This is a genomic window from Caballeronia sp. LZ008, assembly GCF_031451435.1.
Taxonomy (GTDB): Bacteria; Pseudomonadota; Gammaproteobacteria; order Burkholderiales; family Burkholderiaceae; genus Caballeronia; species Caballeronia zhejiangensis.
This window is the reverse complement of the sequence record NZ_JARUXK010000001.1, coordinates 1,457,313-1,472,336: the sequence shown is the minus strand read 5'-3', so window position 1 is coordinate 1,472,336 and position 15,024 is coordinate 1,457,313. Positions and strand designations below refer to the sequence as shown.

General features: G+C 62.5%; 12 protein-coding genes. 8 read left to right on the top strand and 4 right to left on the bottom strand.

Annotated elements, in window-relative coordinates; translation table 11 throughout:
* Window positions 1-238: 238 nt before the first annotated feature.
* The 6 genes from pcaF (at window position 239) to QCE49_RS06890 (ending at window position 10,521) form a co-directional block, all read left to right on the top strand.
* Window positions 239-1,441: a 3-oxoadipyl-CoA thiolase gene (pcaF, locus tag QCE49_RS06915; RefSeq protein ID WP_250460323.1), complete on the top strand. Its 1,203-nt coding sequence runs from the start codon at window positions 239-241 to the stop codon at window positions 1,439-1,441.
* 13 nt (window positions 1,442-1,454) lie between these two features.
* Window positions 1,455-2,969, top strand: a complete 1,515-nt coding sequence (locus tag QCE49_RS06910) for a 3-hydroxyacyl-CoA dehydrogenase (RefSeq protein ID WP_250460325.1) — start codon at window positions 1,455-1,457, stop codon at window positions 2,967-2,969.
* 33 nt (window positions 2,970-3,002) lie between these two features.
* On the top strand, window positions 3,003-4,343 hold the full coding sequence (gene paaK / locus QCE49_RS06905; protein ID WP_250460338.1) for a phenylacetate--CoA ligase PaaK: 1,341 nt from the start codon (window positions 3,003-3,005) through the stop codon (window positions 4,341-4,343).
* Window positions 4,344-4,597: 254 nt separating this feature from the next.
* Entirely contained in the window at window positions 4,598-7,786 is a 3,189-nt protein-coding gene (locus tag QCE49_RS06900; RefSeq protein ID WP_008349561.1) for an efflux RND transporter permease subunit, read from the top strand.
* A gap of 27 nt (window positions 7,787-7,813) precedes the next feature.
* Complete coding sequence (locus tag QCE49_RS06895; protein WP_008349563.1) at window positions 7,814-9,022, top strand: efflux RND transporter periplasmic adaptor subunit; 1,209 nt, start codon at window positions 7,814-7,816, stop codon at window positions 9,020-9,022.
* The gene (locus QCE49_RS06890) at window positions 9,022-10,521 is read left to right on the top strand and encodes an efflux transporter outer membrane subunit (RefSeq protein WP_250460340.1); all 1,500 of its coding nucleotides are present in this window, start codon (window positions 9,022-9,024) and stop codon (window positions 10,519-10,521) included. Before QCE49_RS06895 ends, QCE49_RS06890 begins: the two co-directional genes overlap by 1 nt.
* A gap of 81 nt (window positions 10,522-10,602) precedes the next feature.
* On the opposite strand, the gene QCE49_RS06885 is transcribed toward QCE49_RS06890, so the two are convergent.
* On the bottom strand, window positions 10,603-11,226 hold the full coding sequence (locus tag QCE49_RS06885; protein ID WP_250460342.1) for a hypothetical protein: 624 nt from the start codon (window positions 11,224-11,226) through the stop codon (window positions 10,603-10,605).
* Window positions 11,227-11,246: 20 nt separating this feature from the next.
* On the bottom strand, window positions 11,247-12,641 hold the full coding sequence (locus tag QCE49_RS06880) for a selenium-binding family protein (protein ID WP_034474191.1): 1,395 nt from the start codon (window positions 12,639-12,641) through the stop codon (window positions 11,247-11,249).
* A gap of 187 nt (window positions 12,642-12,828) precedes the next feature.
* On the opposite strand from QCE49_RS06880, the gene QCE49_RS06875 reads away from it, so the two are divergent.
* Window positions 12,829-12,984: a hypothetical protein gene (locus QCE49_RS06875; protein ID WP_167354197.1), complete on the top strand. Its 156-nt coding sequence runs from the start codon at window positions 12,829-12,831 to the stop codon at window positions 12,982-12,984.
* A 109-nt stretch (window positions 12,985-13,093) separates the two neighbouring features.
* Here QCE49_RS06875 and QCE49_RS06870 read toward each other — a convergent pair whose 3' ends face one another.
* Both QCE49_RS06870 and QCE49_RS06865 read right to left on the bottom strand, forming a co-directional pair.
* Window positions 13,094-13,414: a hypothetical protein gene (locus QCE49_RS06870; RefSeq protein WP_008349571.1), complete on the bottom strand. Its 321-nt coding sequence runs from the start codon at window positions 13,412-13,414 to the stop codon at window positions 13,094-13,096.
* A gap of 86 nt (window positions 13,415-13,500) precedes the next feature.
* Window positions 13,501-13,971 carry an Lrp/AsnC family transcriptional regulator gene (locus tag QCE49_RS06865; protein WP_008349572.1) on the bottom strand — a complete coding sequence of 157 codons (471 nt, stop codon included), beginning with the start codon at window positions 13,969-13,971 and terminating at the stop codon, window positions 13,501-13,503.
* Window positions 13,972-14,083: 112 nt separating this feature from the next.
* On the opposite strand from QCE49_RS06865, the gene QCE49_RS06860 reads away from it, so the two are divergent.
* On the top strand, window positions 14,084-15,022 hold the full coding sequence (locus QCE49_RS06860) for a DMT family transporter (protein ID WP_250460345.1): 939 nt from the start codon (window positions 14,084-14,086) through the stop codon (window positions 15,020-15,022).
* The last annotated feature ends 2 nt before the right edge of the window (window positions 15,023-15,024 follow it).

The following is a 15,024-nucleotide window of genomic DNA, read 5'->3' as shown; positions in this document are numbered from 1 at the left end:
ACAACACGAGATCGATGAGGGTTTCGTGCTGACCTGCCAGTGCCATCCGGTGAGCGAGCGCGTGGTTGTGAGCTTCGACGAGCGGTAAGCGACGTCCCGATTCATTAGAAAGTCGCGCATCGCAACGGTGCGCGTGAAGCCGAAGCGATTCCAAATCTATTCAAGCGCCGAAGTCGTTAGCAATGCAACTATTGCGCGGCTTCGCTGCGATCGATCATTCTCCACATCGAGACTTGTCATGACTGAAGCCTTCATTTGCGACGCGATTCGTACTCCATTCGGCCGCTACGGCGGCGTTTTCAAGGACGTCCGCGCCGACGATCTCGGCGCCGTGCCCATCACCGCGCTCATGAAGCGCAACGCGTCGGTGGACTGGACGCAGATCGACGATGTGATCTACGGCTGCGCGAATCAGGCTGGCGAAGATAACCGCAACGTCGCGCGCATGTCGAGCTTGCTCGCGGGTTTGCCTATCGACGTGCCGGGCTCGACGATCAACCGTCTGTGCGGCTCGGGCATGGACGCGGTCGGCAGTGCCGCGCGCGCGATCAAGGCCGGCGACGGTTCGCTGTATGTTGCGGGTGGCGTCGAGAGCATGACGCGTGCGCCTTTCGTGATGGGTAAAGCATCGAGCGCATTCTCGCGTTCGGCTGATATCTTCGATACGACCATCGGCTGGCGTTTCATCAATCGCGCGATGCGTGTGCGATATGGCGTCGACTCGATGCCGGAGACCGCGGAGAACGTCGCGGTCGATTTCAACATTTCGCGCGATGCGCAAGATCGCTTCGCGCTGCGCAGCCAGCAGCGTGCGGCACGCGCACAGGCCGATGGCACGCTCGCACAGGAAATCGTCGCGGTGAATGTGCCGCAAAAGAAGGGCGAAGCGATTGCGATCGATCGCGACGAGCATCCGCGCGAGACCTCGCTCGAATCGCTCGCGAAGCTGAAGGGCGTCGTGCGTCCCGACGGCAGCGTGACCGCGGGCAACGCATCGGGCGTGAACGATGGCGCATGCGCGCTCATCATCTCGAACGAGGATGCTGCGAGGCGTCATGGACTCACGCCGCGAGCGCGCATCATCGGCATGGCGACGGCGGGTGTCGAGCCGCGCATCATGGGCATCGGTCCCGCGCCCGCGACGAAGAAGCTGCTTGCACGTACAGGCCTCACGCTCGATCAGTTCGACGTCATCGAACTCAACGAGGCCTTCGCATCGCAAGGCATCGCGGTGCTTCGTCAACTGGGCCTTGCCGAGGACGATCCGCGCGTGAATCCGAATGGCGGCGCCATCGCGCTCGGTCATCCGCTCGGCGCATCGGGTGCGCGCCTCGTCACCACCGCAATGTACGAACTCGAGCGCCGCAACGGGCGCCATGCGCTATGCACGATGTGCATCGGCGTGGGTCAGGGCATCGCGATCGCAATCGAGCGCGTCTGAGGGACCTGGCGACATGACACAGGCCATTCAGACATCGGCGATCGTCGGCGTGATCGGCGCCGGCGCGATGGGCGCGGGCATTGCCCAGGTCGCAGCGCTCGCGGGGCACACCGTGCTGCTTTACGATCTCGATGCGAAAGCGCTCGACAAGGCGCGCAATGCAATCGCGGCGAACGTGCAGCGCCTGATCGACAAGAAGAAGCTCGAAGAGTCCGCAGGACAGCAAGCCATCGATCGCGTGCGCGTCGTTACGAGTCTCGCTGACTTGCGCACGGCATCGCTTGTCATCGAAGCCATTGCGGAACGTCTCGAGCTCAAGCGCGCGCTGTTCATCGAGCTCGAAAGCATCGTGACGCACGAGTGCATGCTCGCGACCAACACGTCATCCATTTCGATCACGGCGATCGCGGCGCCCTTGAAGCATCCGTCGCGCGTGGTCGGGATGCACTTCTTCAATCCGGCACCGCTGATGGCCCTCGTCGAAGTCGTGCACGGACTCGCAACATCCGATGCGGTCGCACAAACCGTGTATGCCACAGCCGCGGCATGGGGCAAGACGCCGGTACATGCAAAATCGACGCCGGGATTCATCGTCAATCGCGTGGCTCGGCCGTTCTATGCGGAAGGCTTGCGCGTGCTCAACGAGCAGGGCGCTGACGCCGCTTCCATCGATGCCGTCATGCGCGATTCGGGCGGCTTCAGAATGGGTCCATTCGAGTTGATGGACTTGATCGGCCACGACGTGAATTTCGCCGTGACGCAATCGGTGTTCAACGCGTACTTCAACGATCCGCGCTTCACGCCTTCGCTGATTCAACAGGAATTGGTGAACGCGGGCTTTCTTGGTCGCAAGACCGGCCGTGGCTTTTATGACTATGGCGCTGATGCCGCGAAGCCTGTCGCGCGCATCGAAACGAATGCTCATACGCCTTCGAAGATCGTGCCCGGAGAAAGCGTGCCTTTATACGAACGCCTGCAAGCGCGCATCGCGCCGGCGAGCGTCGCTGGAAACGACATGCCCGGGCTGATCGCACAAATCGATGATGCGTATCTTTTCCTTACCGATGGACGCACGGCGACGGAACGCGCGCATGCGCTCGGCATCGACAACATCGTGTTGATCGATCTCGCGCTCGACTATGCGAACGCGCAAAGCGTGGCGCTCACGCACGCGCGTCAATGCTCCGGCGAAGCCTACGCTGCGGCAGCCGGCGCATTGGCGCAAGCCGGTTATGCAGTCGTGCCATTGAACGATGTCGCCGGCATGACCGTGATGCGAACCGTCGCGATGCTCGTCAACGAAGCGGCCGACGCCGTGAATCAAGGCGTTTGCACGAGCGCCGATCTCGACCTCGCGATGGAGAAGGGCGTGAACTATCCGCTCGGACCGCTCGCGTGGGGCGAACGCATCGGCATCGGCCGCGTTCACGACGTGCTGCTTCATCTCGCTGCGCATTACGGCGAAGACCGTTATCGCGCATCGCCGCTCATCGCGGCATTGCGTTATTCGGGCCAGCGCTTTCACTGAAGCGAAGACGCATCATTCATTCATCGAGCATTCATGCAGGAGACAACCGTGGTTCAATCCATTGCACAGCAAAGCGAACTGGAACCGATCGAGCGCGCGAGCCGGGACGAGCTTCAGGCACTGCAACTCGAACGCCTGAAGTGGACGTTGCGTCACGCCTATGAAAACGTCGCACACTATCGCCGTGCTTTCGACGCTGAGGGCGTGCATCCAGACGACCTGCGCGAGCTATCCGATCTCGCGCGTTTTCCGACCACGACGAAAACCGACCTACGCGACAACTATCCCTTCGGGCTCTTCGCCGTGCCGCGCGATCAGGTCGTGCGCGTGCATGCATCGAGCGGCACGACGGGCAAGCCGACGGTGGTCGGCTATACCGCGAAAGACATCGACACGTGGGCCAACGTCACGGCGCGTTCAATCAGAGCTGCTGGTGGGCGCAGAGGCGACACGCTGCACAATGCGTTCGGCTATGGTCTCTTCACCGGCGGTCTCGGCATTCACTACGGCGCCGAACGTCTGGGCTGCATGGTGGTGCCGATGTCAGGCGGTCAGACCGAAAAGCAGGTTCAACTGATCCGCGATTTCGCGCCGAAGATCATTCTCGTCACGCCGTCGTACATGCTGAATCTGCTCGATGAAATGACACGGCAGGGCATGGACCCGGCGAACACGTCGCTCAAGATCGGCATCTTCGGCGCCGAGCCCTGGAGCCAGGGATTGCGCAGCGAGATCGAAACGCGTGCGGGCATACAGGCACTCGACATCTACGGCCTCTCGGAAATCATGGGTCCGGGCGTTGCGTGTGAATGCATCGAGACGAAGGATGGCCCGACGATCTGGGAAGATCATTTCTATCCCGAGATTATCGATCCCGTGACGGGCGAAGTGCTTCCGGAAGGCAGCACGGGCGAACTGGTCTTCACTTCGCTCACGAAGGAAGCGATGCCGATGATCCGTTACCGCACGCGCGATCTCACTTCGTTGCTGCCGCCGAGCGCGCGCTCGATGCGTCGCCTCGCGAAGATCACGGGCCGCTCGGATGACATGCTCATCATTCGCGGCGTCAATGTGTTCCCGAGCCAGATCGAAGAGTTGATCCTTGCGATTCCGCGCCTGAGCGGCCAGTATCAGTTGTGCGTGTCGCGCGACGGCCACATGGATTCGCTGTCCGTCTCAGTCGAAGCACGCCCGGAAGTCTGCGCAACGCTGAACGAGAGCGACCGCGCCGGTCTCTCGCGCGAACTTCAGCATCGCGTCAAGACGATGGTCGGCGTATCGACGCAAGTGCGCGTGCTCGATTCCGGCGAACTGCCGACGACGGCAACCGGCAAGGCCAAGCGCGTACTCGATCTTCGTCCCGTAGCGGCATAACTTTCCGCATCGCCAAGCGCCTCGCGCTCTGCGAGGCGCAATTCATTTCCAACAATTGGAACGCGCGTTCCGTTTTCGGTGCGGCCCCGCATTCTTCTGCAGAAATCATTCCGCAAAAACCCTCGCAACCGTTTGCGCAAATTGTTTTGTAAGCTTCAGTTGTGTCATCGTATCGAGTGCATTTGCGTTTTCGGGCGCAGTGTCGTCGCATAGCATTCGAATAACGAACAACGAACGGGGCAGGCGAAACCTAGATGTGGATTGTCAGACTCGCGCTGAAGCGCCCGTACACATTCATCGTCCTGTCGTTGCTCTTGCTGATCATCGGTCCGCTCGTCATCGTGCGGACGCCGACCGATATCTTTCCGAATATCGATATTCCCGTTGTCAGCGTCATCTGGTCTTATACGGGCCTGCCGCCCGATCAAATGGAGCGCCGCATCACGCTCAATTACGAGCGCGGGTTGTCGGTGGCGGTCAACGACATCGAGCACATCGAGTCGGAATCGCTGCCGGGCATTGCGGTCATTCGCATCTACTTTCAGCCTAATGCGAATGTCGATGAAGCTATCGCCGAGATTACCGCGCTCTCGCAAACGCAATTGCGCTCGCTGCCGCCCGGCATCACGCCGCCGAATATCTTGCGCTTCAATGCATCGACGGTGCCGATTCTGCGGCTCGCGTTGTCGTCGTCGGAACTCAGCGAACAGCAGCTCTACGACTTCGGCAATAGCTTTCTGAAGACGCAGCTCGCGACCGTGCAAGGCGCTTCGGTGCCATTGCCTTATGGCGGCAAGCAGCGGCAGATCATGGTCGATATCGATTCGCGCAAGCTGCAGGCGAAGAACCTCGCGCCGACCGACGTGGTCAATGCAATCAGCGCGCAGAATCTGATTCTGCCGACGGGCACGACGAAGATCGGCGCAACGGAATACTCGGTCGGCCTGAACGCGAGTCCGGGCTCGATCGAAGGACTCAACGACATACCGATCCGCACCGGTCCTGGCGGCACGATCTATATCAAGGACGTCGCGCATGTGCGCGACGGCTTCCAGCCGCAAACCAATATCGTGCGGGTGGACGGCACCCGCGCTTCCTTACTCACGATCAACAAGAGCGGCAATGCATCGACGCTCGATATCGTCGCGCGCGTGAAGAACCTGTTGCCGACCTTGCGCGGCATGGTGCCCGAGTCGCTGAAGATCGAGCCCGTTGCGGATCAATCGCTCTTCGTGCGCGCGTCGGTGTCGGGCGTGCTGCGTGAAGCGGTGATCGCAGCGGGCCTGACTGCGCTGATGGTGCTGCTGTTTCTGGGAAGCTGGCGTGCGACGCTCATCATCGCGATCTCGATACCGCTTTCGATGCTGACGTCGATCGTCGCGCTCTCCGCGATCGGGCAGACGATCAACATCATGACGCTCGGCGGCCTCGCGCTCGCGGTCGGTATCCTCGTCGACGACGCGACAGTTGCAATCGAAAACATCAGCCAGAACTTGGAGCAGGGCAAGGAACTGGAGCATGCGATTCTCGATGGCGCGCAGCAGATCGCCGTGCCGACGCTCGTGTCGACGCTCTCTATCTGCATCGTGTTCATTCCGATGTTCCTGCTGACGGGCGTCGCGCATTACCTGTTCGTGCCAATGGCCGAAGCCGTCGTGTTCGCGATGCTCGCGTCGTACTTCTTCTCGCGCACGCTGATCCCGACGCTTGCGAAGTATCTGTTGCGTCATCACGAGCACATGGGCGGCGATGTCGAATCGATGAAAGGCTCGCGCAATCCGTTCGTGCGGATTCATCTCGCATTCGAGCGTCATTTCGAGTCCGTGCGCCATCGCTATCGACGCGTTCTCGAAGCGCAGCTCGCGCAACCGGGCCGCTTCGCTTCGTTGTTTTTGCTGTGCTGCCTGCTGTCGCTCGGGCTTGCGCCGTTCCTCGGGCGCGACTTCTTTCCGTCGATCGATTCAGGCGTGATCGCGCTGCATATGCGCGCGAAGACGGGCACGCGCATCGAGGAAACGGCGGCGCTGACGGATCGCGTCGATGCACGCATCAGGCAACTGATTCCGCGCGGCGAGATTCGCTCGATCATCGACAACATGGGCTTGCCGGTATCGGGTATCAATCTCTCGTACAACAACACGGGCACGGTCAGTTCCGCCGATGCCGACGTGCTCATCAGCCTCAACGAAGATCACGCGCCGACAGAAGGCTATATCCACGAGTTGCGAAAGCGCCTGCCGCAGGAGTTTCCCGGCGTGACGTTTTCATTCCTGCCCGCCGATATCGTGAGTCAGATTCTCAACTTCGGCGTGCCCGCGCCGATCGATATAGCGATCACCGGCCGCGATGTGCGCGGCAATCGCGCGCTGGCGAATCGCATGCTGGAAAAGATTCGCCGCGTGCCGGGTCTCGTCGATGCGCGCATCCAGCAGCCATCCGATCTGCCTGCGATCAACGTCGAGGTCGATCGCACGAAGGCGTTGCAAGCGGGCTTCACGCAGCGCGATGTCGCGAACAACTTGCTCATCACGCTGTCGGGCAGTCAGCAGACGACGCCCACGTTCTGGCTCAATCCGGTGAATGGCGTGAGCTATAACGTCATCACGACGGCGCCGCAATACGACATGAACTCGCTGCAATCGGTGGCGAACATTCCGGTGACATCGTCGAGCGGCAAGACCAATATTCTCGGCGCGCTCGCAACGCTTTCGCGCAGCGCGCGCGATGCGGTCGTCTATCACTACAACGCGCAGACCACCATCAATCTCTATGCGACCACCGAGCGGCGCGATCTCGGCGCAGTGGCGGACGACGTGCAACGCATCATCGACGAAGCGCGCGGCGAATTGCCCAAAGGCTCGACGATCGAAATGCGCGGCCAGGTCGAGACGATGAACGGATCGTTTTCGGGTCTCGCATTCGGCCTCATTCTCGCGGTCGTGCTGGTGTACTTGCTGATCGTCGTGAACTTCCAGTCGTGGCTCGATCCGTTCATCATCATCACCGCATTGCCGGGCGCGCTCGCGGGCATCGTGTGGATGTTGTTCCTGACGCATACGACGTTGTCGATTCCAGCATTGACCGGCGCGATCATGTGCATAGGCATCGCGACGGCAAACAGCATTCTCGTGGTGAGCTTCGCGCGCGCCGCGCTCGCCGAACATGGCGACGCAGTGCGCTCCGCGCTGGAAGCGGGCTATACGCGTTTCAGGCCGGTGCTGATGACCGCGCTCGCGATGATGATCGGCATGGTGCCGATGGCGATCGGGCTCGGTGAAGGCGGCGAGCAGAATGCGCCGCTCGGGCGGGCGGTGATCGGCGGCCTGATGGTCGGCACCATCGCAACGCTGTTCTTCGTGCCGGTCGTGTTTTCGATCGTCTATCGGCGCATGGAAGCACGCGGCAAGGGACCGGGCGCGGCGGCACGGAAAGCGGCGCAATAAAACAATCGAACAGCAGGCGGAGCAAGAATGGAAGAGCAGTTGTCGCAACGATCGGGCAACAGGCGGCGAGGGCGCTTATGGCTCGTGATCGCGCTCGTGGTCGTCGTCGCGCTCATCGCGCAGGGAATCCTGTCGCGCCGCGCTGCGCACGCGGAACTCGAACGCGATGCGAACGAGCACGGCTTGCAGACGGTCGAGGTCATCAAGCCGACGCGCATGAAGGCCTCGCAGGATCTCGTGCTCGCAGGCGATATCCGCGCGTTCTCGGATGCGCCGATCTTCGCGCGCACCAATGGGTATCTGAAGCGCTGGACCGTCGATATCGGCACGAAGGTGAAGAAGGGCCAGTTGCTCGCGGAGATCGATGCGCCCGAAATCAACGATCAGCTTCGTCAGGCGCGCGCCGATGCGCAAACGGCGCGCGCGAACTATCTGCTTGCGAAGACGACTGCGGAGCGCTGGGCGCAGATGCTGAAGAACAACTCGGTGTCGCGCCAGGAGACCGATGAAAAGAACGGCGACATGCTCGCGAAGGAAGCGGCGCTGAACGCGGCGCAGGCGAACGTGTCGCGGCTCGAACAACTCGTGTCGTTCCAGAAGATCTATGCACCCTTCGATGGCGTCGTCACCGCGCGCAACACCGATGTCGGTCAGTTGATCGACGCCGGCAGCGGCGCCGCCGGCCGCGAGCTCTTCCACATTCAGGATGCGTCGACGTTGCGTGTGTTCGTCGATGTGCCGCAAGCGTATGCGCGGATGATCACGGTGGGTTTGCCCGCGGAGTTGCTGCTCAACGAAGAGCGCAATCGCAAGTTCGACGGCGTCACGGTGCGTACCGCGGGCGCGGTCGATCCCGTCGCGCGCACGATGCGCGTCGAAGTCGATGTGAAGAATCCGGCGGGCGAATTGCTTGCGGGCGCGTATGCGCAAGTGCGCTTTCGTCTCACGAGCGCGAGTCCTTCATACACGCTGCCCGGCAATGCGCTGTTATTCCGTCCGGATGGCGTGCATGCCGCGAGCGTCGATGCGAACAACCGCGTGAAGCTTCTGCCGATCACGCTCGGCACCGACTACGGCACGCGTGTGTCGATCGTCTCCGGATTGAATGGCGATGAGCGCGTGATCGTCAATCCGCCCGATTCGATCATCGATGGCGCGGCGGTGCGTATCGGCCGCGCGGGTTCGAGCGACGCCGCGAGCGGTGGTGCAGCGAAGGCTGAAGGAAGCGAGTCGTGATGAGGCGCGCATCGCTCGAATTAGTTGCATACCTAACTATCGCGGCATTGGGCGGCTGCGCCGTCGGGCCGGATTACGTGCGGCCCGAAACTTCTACGCCTGCTGCGTACAAGTCGCAGATGCCGCTCGATGCGCCTGCGTCGGCATCGCAAGACTGGAAGCCTGCGCAACCCGCCGATGCGAAGCCGCGCGCGCCGTGGTGGGAAGTCTATGGCGATCCGCAATTGAACGCGCTCGAAGAACGTGTCGCGACAGCGAATCAGACCGTGGCCGCGGCCGCCGCGCGTTTTCGTGGAGCGCGTGCGGCGGCCGCGCAGGCGCGTTCGGCGTACTTTCCGACCATCACGGCGAATGCCGCATTCAATCAGTCGCGAGTATCGTCGAACGTCCTGTACAAATCGAGCGCGGGCGTGACCGTGCCCGACTATCTGATCGACGCACAGATCTCGTGGGAGCCGGATCTCTGGGGCCGCATCTCGCGTGCTGTCGAAGGTGGCCGCGCAGAAGCGCAGGCGAGCGCCGCGGATCTGCACAGCGCGATTCTGTCGATGCAGGCCGAACTCGCGACCGACTACTTCGATTTGCGCGGCATCGTCGAAGAAGAACGGCTGTTGCAGGCGACGCTGCAAGCCTATGAGAAGGCGCTCGCGCTCACACGCGATCGTTTTGCGGGCGGCGTTGCGGCGGAATCGGATGTCGCGCAGGCCGAAGAGCAACTGCGCGCGACGCAGGCACAATTCATCGATCTGGAGACCACGCGAACGAGCCTCGTCAATGCGATCGCGATTCTCGTCGGCGAGAGTCCGTCGAGTTTTACGCTCGATGTCGCGCCGCTCAACGAAGCGCATTCGCCGCATCCGTCGGCGGCGCTCGCGGTGCTGCCGCCCGGCGTGCCGTCCGCGTTGCTCGAGCGCAGGCCGGATATCGCGGCGGCGGAGCGGCGCGTGGCCGAGGCGAATGCGCGCGTCGGCGTGGCGACGGCGGCGTTCTTTCCGAACATTCTGCTCGCCGCGACGGGCGGTCTCGAGGCGACGCGCTTCAGTTCATGGCTCGAAGCGCCGAGCCGATTCTGGTCGCTCGGGCCACAGCTCGCATTCACGGTGCTGGACTTCGGCGGTCGCGCGGCGGCTCGCGATGCGGCGCGCGCTGACTACGACGAGAAGGTCGCCGATTATCGGCAAACCGTGCTGACCGCGTTCGGGCAAGTGGAAGACAACCTGAATGCGCTGGAAGTGCTGCGCCGCGAAAGCGAAGCACAACGCGATGCCGTCGATGCCGCCCAGCGCGCGCTCGGCAAGGTCAGCAATCGCTACGAGAACGGCGCGATCACGTATCTGAGCGTGGTGGTGACGCAGGCAATCGTGCTGTCGGATCAACGCACGGCGGTGCGTATCGAGCGGCGCCGCATGGCGGCGAGCGTCGCTCTCGTGAAGGCGCTGGGCGGAGGGTGGACCACCGCCGAATTGCCGAGTCCGGAGGAAGTGTCGCGGCGCGATTGAATTCTGTGTTATGCGCGATGCATGCAAAATGCCATCGTGCATAACGTATGCAAAATGCAATTCGGCGCGCAGGACTCCGCGTCAGACGAACAGAAATAAGCCGCACGCGATCAATGCCGCGCTCCAGATCCAGTCGACGTTGATCCATCCGCTGCGTAGAAAGCCGAGTCCGCCGCGTTCCTGAAGGGACATGGCGAACATGGCGATCGTCGCGATGACGGCGAGCATCGCGCCGGTATGCACGGTCAACGCGAGTGCGCTGGCTTCGAAAGCCGTCTTTGGCATCGCGCTCGTGCACAACGGCAAGAGCGCCGGCACCAGCATCAAACCTGCGCCGTGCGCGCTCGACATCATGAAGGACCATAACGCGAGACCGGCCAGCCCGGTACGCATGCCGACGGTCGGGCGTCCGCGATGCCCGCGCCACGCGCTCCACACGCCCCAGCCGATCAGCAGCGCCCCGCAGCCGCGTGCGAGCAGGTCATGGCCGACCGCCGCGCCGAGCGTGAGCGCGCCCGCGAGCACGAGCGCGACCGACGCCGCGTGGCCGAGCGCGATCGGCACGAGCGATACGAGCGCGACGCGGCGGCTTCGCGCATACAGGCCGAGCGCGACGGCGAAGAGCCATCCCATCGCGGGATTGAGACCGTGAAACGCGCCGAGGCCCGCGGCGGTGAGGAGGAGCGCGGGCGATGCGGCGTCCATGCGAAGTGTCTCGCGGCGGATCAGGGATAGCAGTACGAATCCGACGAGCAATCGCCCCCTTGCAGCCGGATCTGATGCGGCCGATGTCCCTTGGGCCAGTCGATGAAAAACTTGTCGTCGACGGCGAGGCCGCCGTTGGGATCGGCATCGAGCTTCACCATCCAGCCGTCGATGCCTTCGGGATAGAACTGTGCATCGACCGCGCCGTACAGCGAATTCGTGAAGTAGACGCGGCGGCCGTCGCGGCTCACTTCGACCATCTGCGGGCCGCCATTCAGCGCGCCGTTCTTCGCGCCCGGATGCGTCGCGCGCGCGACCACGCCGCCGATACGCACCTTGCCCGTCAGTTTCGGCGCGAAGGGATCGGAGACGTCGTATTGCAGCATGTCGCCGGTGCCCCAGCACGACACGTACAGAAAGCGGTCGTCCATCGACAGATCGATATCGGAGACGAGCGGCGGCACCGCATTGAAGCCCTTCAATAACGGCGGCAGCTTGTCGGCATCGGCGGGTTCGGCGGGAATGTCGATGATCTTTTTCACCGCCCACTTGTCCTTGTCGCGATACCAGGTCCAGATCGACGACGACAGATCCTTCAGACTGATCACGCAGTTCACGAAACCATATGCCTTGGTCGGATCGTGCGCGGGACGCAGTTCGAAGACGAGCTGATATTCGTCGCCGAAATCGATCTCCTGAATGTGCTTGCGCTTCGTGAAGTCCCAGAAATGCAGCTTGCGCCCGTACTTCGCGCCGAGCAGCAGATCGGGCACGAGGCCTTCCTCGAAGGTGTCGGGCGTGCCCCATTCGCTCGTGACCATCGTGTCGTAGCCGAGATGCCACCAGCCGTCGTACGCGAGCTGTTGCGGTCCGCGATCGACTTCCCATCGGCCGAGCGGATCGAAGCTCTGCTGATCGAGCATCAGCACGCCGCCGGGCGCCTTGCCTTCGGCGTTGCCGAGCGCGGTGATATAGATGCCGCCCGGCCCGCAATGCACGGTATGCGGCCGCGTATAGCCGGTCTTTTCCGCGAGTTCCGCGGGCTCGATCGTCTTCACGATCACCGGCTTCTTCGGATCGGGCTTCGTGTCGATGATATGCACGCGCGACGAACGCAGCCCCGGCACGACGAGATAGCGCCGCTCCATGTGCGGATGCGGCGCATTCGGGCACAGGCACGACGAGCATGCGTTCCAACCGAAGTGATGCAACTCGTCGCCGACATCGGGCATCGCGATTTCGCCGACGATCTTCGTATAGTCCGGCGAATCCGGATCGACATCGACGACGGCGATCTTGTCCGGCGACTTGCGCTCGGGATCGAACGTCGCGACATAAGCCAGCGTTTCGCGCGGCGCTTTCGCTGCGAGCCGCGGGGAAGGATAGAAGCTCGGATCGGGTTTCCACGTCGCCATCTGCGTCTCCCGGTTGATTTCGTGGATCTTCAAACCAAACGTGCTAAAGCACTATAGGACATGGGAACACGTCATGCTTTCGATGACTTAGCTGCTTTCATGCGAAGCATGTGCGCGCGGGGCGTGATTCGTCGCGCGAAACAGCGCCTAAAATACAGGCATCGCCTGTCGAAGAAAGGAGGTAGCGATGGCCGAGCCAATGATCAGCCTGATGGCGGGACTCGTCCTGGTGCTATGCGTCGCGGTGGTTATCGTGATGCATCACCGGCATCCGCATATCCATACTCCGAAAGCGCGTTGGCTGGATACGCATCCGCCGCGCGACTGGCGGCACAGGCATTGAACGTGCAGTGAGATGCGAAGTGTGAAGCGCGAAGTGTGAAGCGCGAAGTGGAGGGATGAAGCGCCGGCATCGACCGGCGCTTTCTTTTTTGCGCGGCGCGAGAAACGCGTTAGCGTCGTGGCCCTTTCATCGCTTCGGCTTCCATCGCGGCGTGCCATTCCTCGCTGTTCTCGATCGGGTCCATGCCTTCGTCGATGAACGCGGACGCGCGCTCTGCCGCCGAACGCGTTTCCTCGTCGGTTTCGTCGTCGGCGGGGCCGTCTTCGTCGCCTGGCGGCTCCAGCATGTCCTGCAGCATCGCCTCGAGTTCCGGCGTGTCCCACGGCTCGTCGCGCTGCTTTTTCTTCTTGATGTAATGCCGCACTTCGGCATCTTGCTCGGGTGTCAGCGGAAGTCCGCGGAAGGTGCGGTTGGCGTCGAAGTCACTCATGTTCGCTCCTCGCGCGCATAGCTGTGATGCGGTTTCAGGCGACTCAAGTGTAACCCCGTTCTTCTGCAGGTAAAAACGCGCAGCGATCAGCCGAGCGGCGGCAGGCGTCTTTCGATCGGCGTTGCCTTGATGATGGCCGTGCTTGTCGCGGCGCGCTCGGTGACGCGCGAAAGGATGTCGTCGAGATGCTCGATCGAGCGCAGATAGAGGCGGCATACGAAGCAATCGTCGCCCGTCACCTTGTCGCATTCGACGAACTCGGGAATGCGCCTTATCGCTTCTTCGACGAGATGCAATTGCCCCGGCAGCGGCTGCACGCGCACGATCGCCTGCAGCGTGTAGCCGAGCGCGCGCGGATCGATATCGACGGTGAAGCCGCGAATCACGCCTTGCGTCTCGAGCCGCCGCATGCGCTCGGCGGTGCTCGGCGCCGACAGGCCGACGCGCTTCGCAAGCTCGCTCACGGCGATGCGTCCATCGCTCGCAAGCACGGCGATGAGTTCGCGATCGATTGCGTCGATGCCCGCTTGCGGCGGGTTGCTCAGGTGTTTTCCCATGATGGCCTTCGATTCAAAGGTCGAAAGATGCGTGAGCCTAATTTTAGGCATGGTTTCGAGCGATGCGCATCGATAGACTTGAAGCCATCGAAACTTGCATGACGGGCGCGAAATGAATAGCGAAAGAATCGATGCGCGGCTTGGCGGCGCATCGCGTGCGAATGAACTGCGTCGCGGCGCGATCGAGATGTCGCTCGCGATGCTGATGTCGGGCACGATCGGCTGGCTCGTGGTGTCGTCGGGGCAGACGCCCTGGAACGTGGTGTTCTTCCGCTGCGTGTTCGGAGGCGCGACGCTCATCGCCGTGTGCGCGGCGCTCGGCTTCTTGAAGAGGCGCTATTTCTCGTGGCGCATGATCGGCCTCGTCGCGCTCGGCAGCGTGGCGATCGTCGGCAACTGGCTGTTGCTTTTCGCCGCGTATTCGCGCGCGTCGATCTCGATGGCGACGACCGTTTACAACACGCAGCCCTTCATGCTGGTCGCGTTGGGCGCGCTCGTGTTGCACGAGCGCGTGTCGGTATCGACGATCGCGTGGCTCGGCGTCGCGTTCATCGGCCTTGTGATGGTGGTGCGGGTCGAGCCGTCCGTGCTCGCGATGCCGGGGCAGTATCTCGAAGGCATTGCGTATGCGCTCGGCGCGGCTTTTCTGTACGCGATATCGTCGATCGTCACGAAGCGCCTCGCGGGCACGCCGCCGCATCTGATCGCGATGCTGCATGTGTTATTCGGCATCGCGATGCTCGCGCCGTTCGCGCGCTTCGATGCGACGCCCGCGACGATCGGCGGCTGGACCGATCTCGTCGTGCTCGGCGTCGTCAACACGGGACTGATGTACGTGTTGCTGTACGGCGCGATCCAGAAGCTGCCGACCGCGACGACGGGCGCGCTGTCGTTCATCTATCCGGTGGTGGCGATCGTCGTCGACTGGCTCGCGTTCGGGCAACGGCTCGCGTGGCTGCAAGTGGCCGGCGCGGCGCTGATCCTGCTCGCCGCGGCGGGCGTGAATCTGCAATGGCGGATCGTGCCGCAAAAATGGCGCGCGAACGACTGACG

What these genes read in the sequence shown, in the direction of transcription:
- QCE49_RS06860 (WP_250460345.1), top strand. Translation starts at nt 14,084, where the DNA reads ATGAATAGCGAAAGAATCGATGCGCGGCTTGGCGGCGCATCGCGTGCG.
- QCE49_RS06870 (WP_008349571.1), bottom strand. Translation starts at nt 13,414, where the DNA reads ATGAGTGACTTCGACGCCAACCGCACCTTCCGCGGACTTCCGCTGACA.
- paaK (WP_250460338.1), top strand. Translation starts at nt 3,003, where the DNA reads ATGCAGGAGACAACCGTGGTTCAATCCATTGCACAGCAAAGCGAACTG.
- QCE49_RS06890 (WP_250460340.1), top strand. Translation starts at nt 9,022, where the DNA reads ATGAGGCGCGCATCGCTCGAATTAGTTGCATACCTAACTATCGCGGCA.
- QCE49_RS06865 (WP_008349572.1), bottom strand. Translation starts at nt 13,971, where the DNA reads ATGGGAAAACACCTGAGCAACCCGCCGCAAGCGGGCATCGACGCAATC.
- pcaF (WP_250460323.1), top strand. Translation starts at nt 239, where the DNA reads ATGACTGAAGCCTTCATTTGCGACGCGATTCGTACTCCATTCGGCCGC.
- QCE49_RS06900 (WP_008349561.1), top strand. Translation starts at nt 4,598, where the DNA reads ATGTGGATTGTCAGACTCGCGCTGAAGCGCCCGTACACATTCATCGTC.
- QCE49_RS06875 (WP_167354197.1), top strand. Translation starts at nt 12,829, where the DNA reads ATGGCCGAGCCAATGATCAGCCTGATGGCGGGACTCGTCCTGGTGCTA.
- QCE49_RS06880 (WP_034474191.1), bottom strand. Translation starts at nt 12,641, where the DNA reads ATGGCGACGTGGAAACCCGATCCGAGCTTCTATCCTTCCCCGCGGCTC.
- QCE49_RS06885 (WP_250460342.1), bottom strand. Translation starts at nt 11,226, where the DNA reads ATGGACGCCGCATCGCCCGCGCTCCTCCTCACCGCCGCGGGCCTCGGC.
- QCE49_RS06910 (WP_250460325.1), top strand. Translation starts at nt 1,455, where the DNA reads ATGACACAGGCCATTCAGACATCGGCGATCGTCGGCGTGATCGGCGCC.
- QCE49_RS06895 (WP_008349563.1), top strand. Translation starts at nt 7,814, where the DNA reads ATGGAAGAGCAGTTGTCGCAACGATCGGGCAACAGGCGGCGAGGGCGC.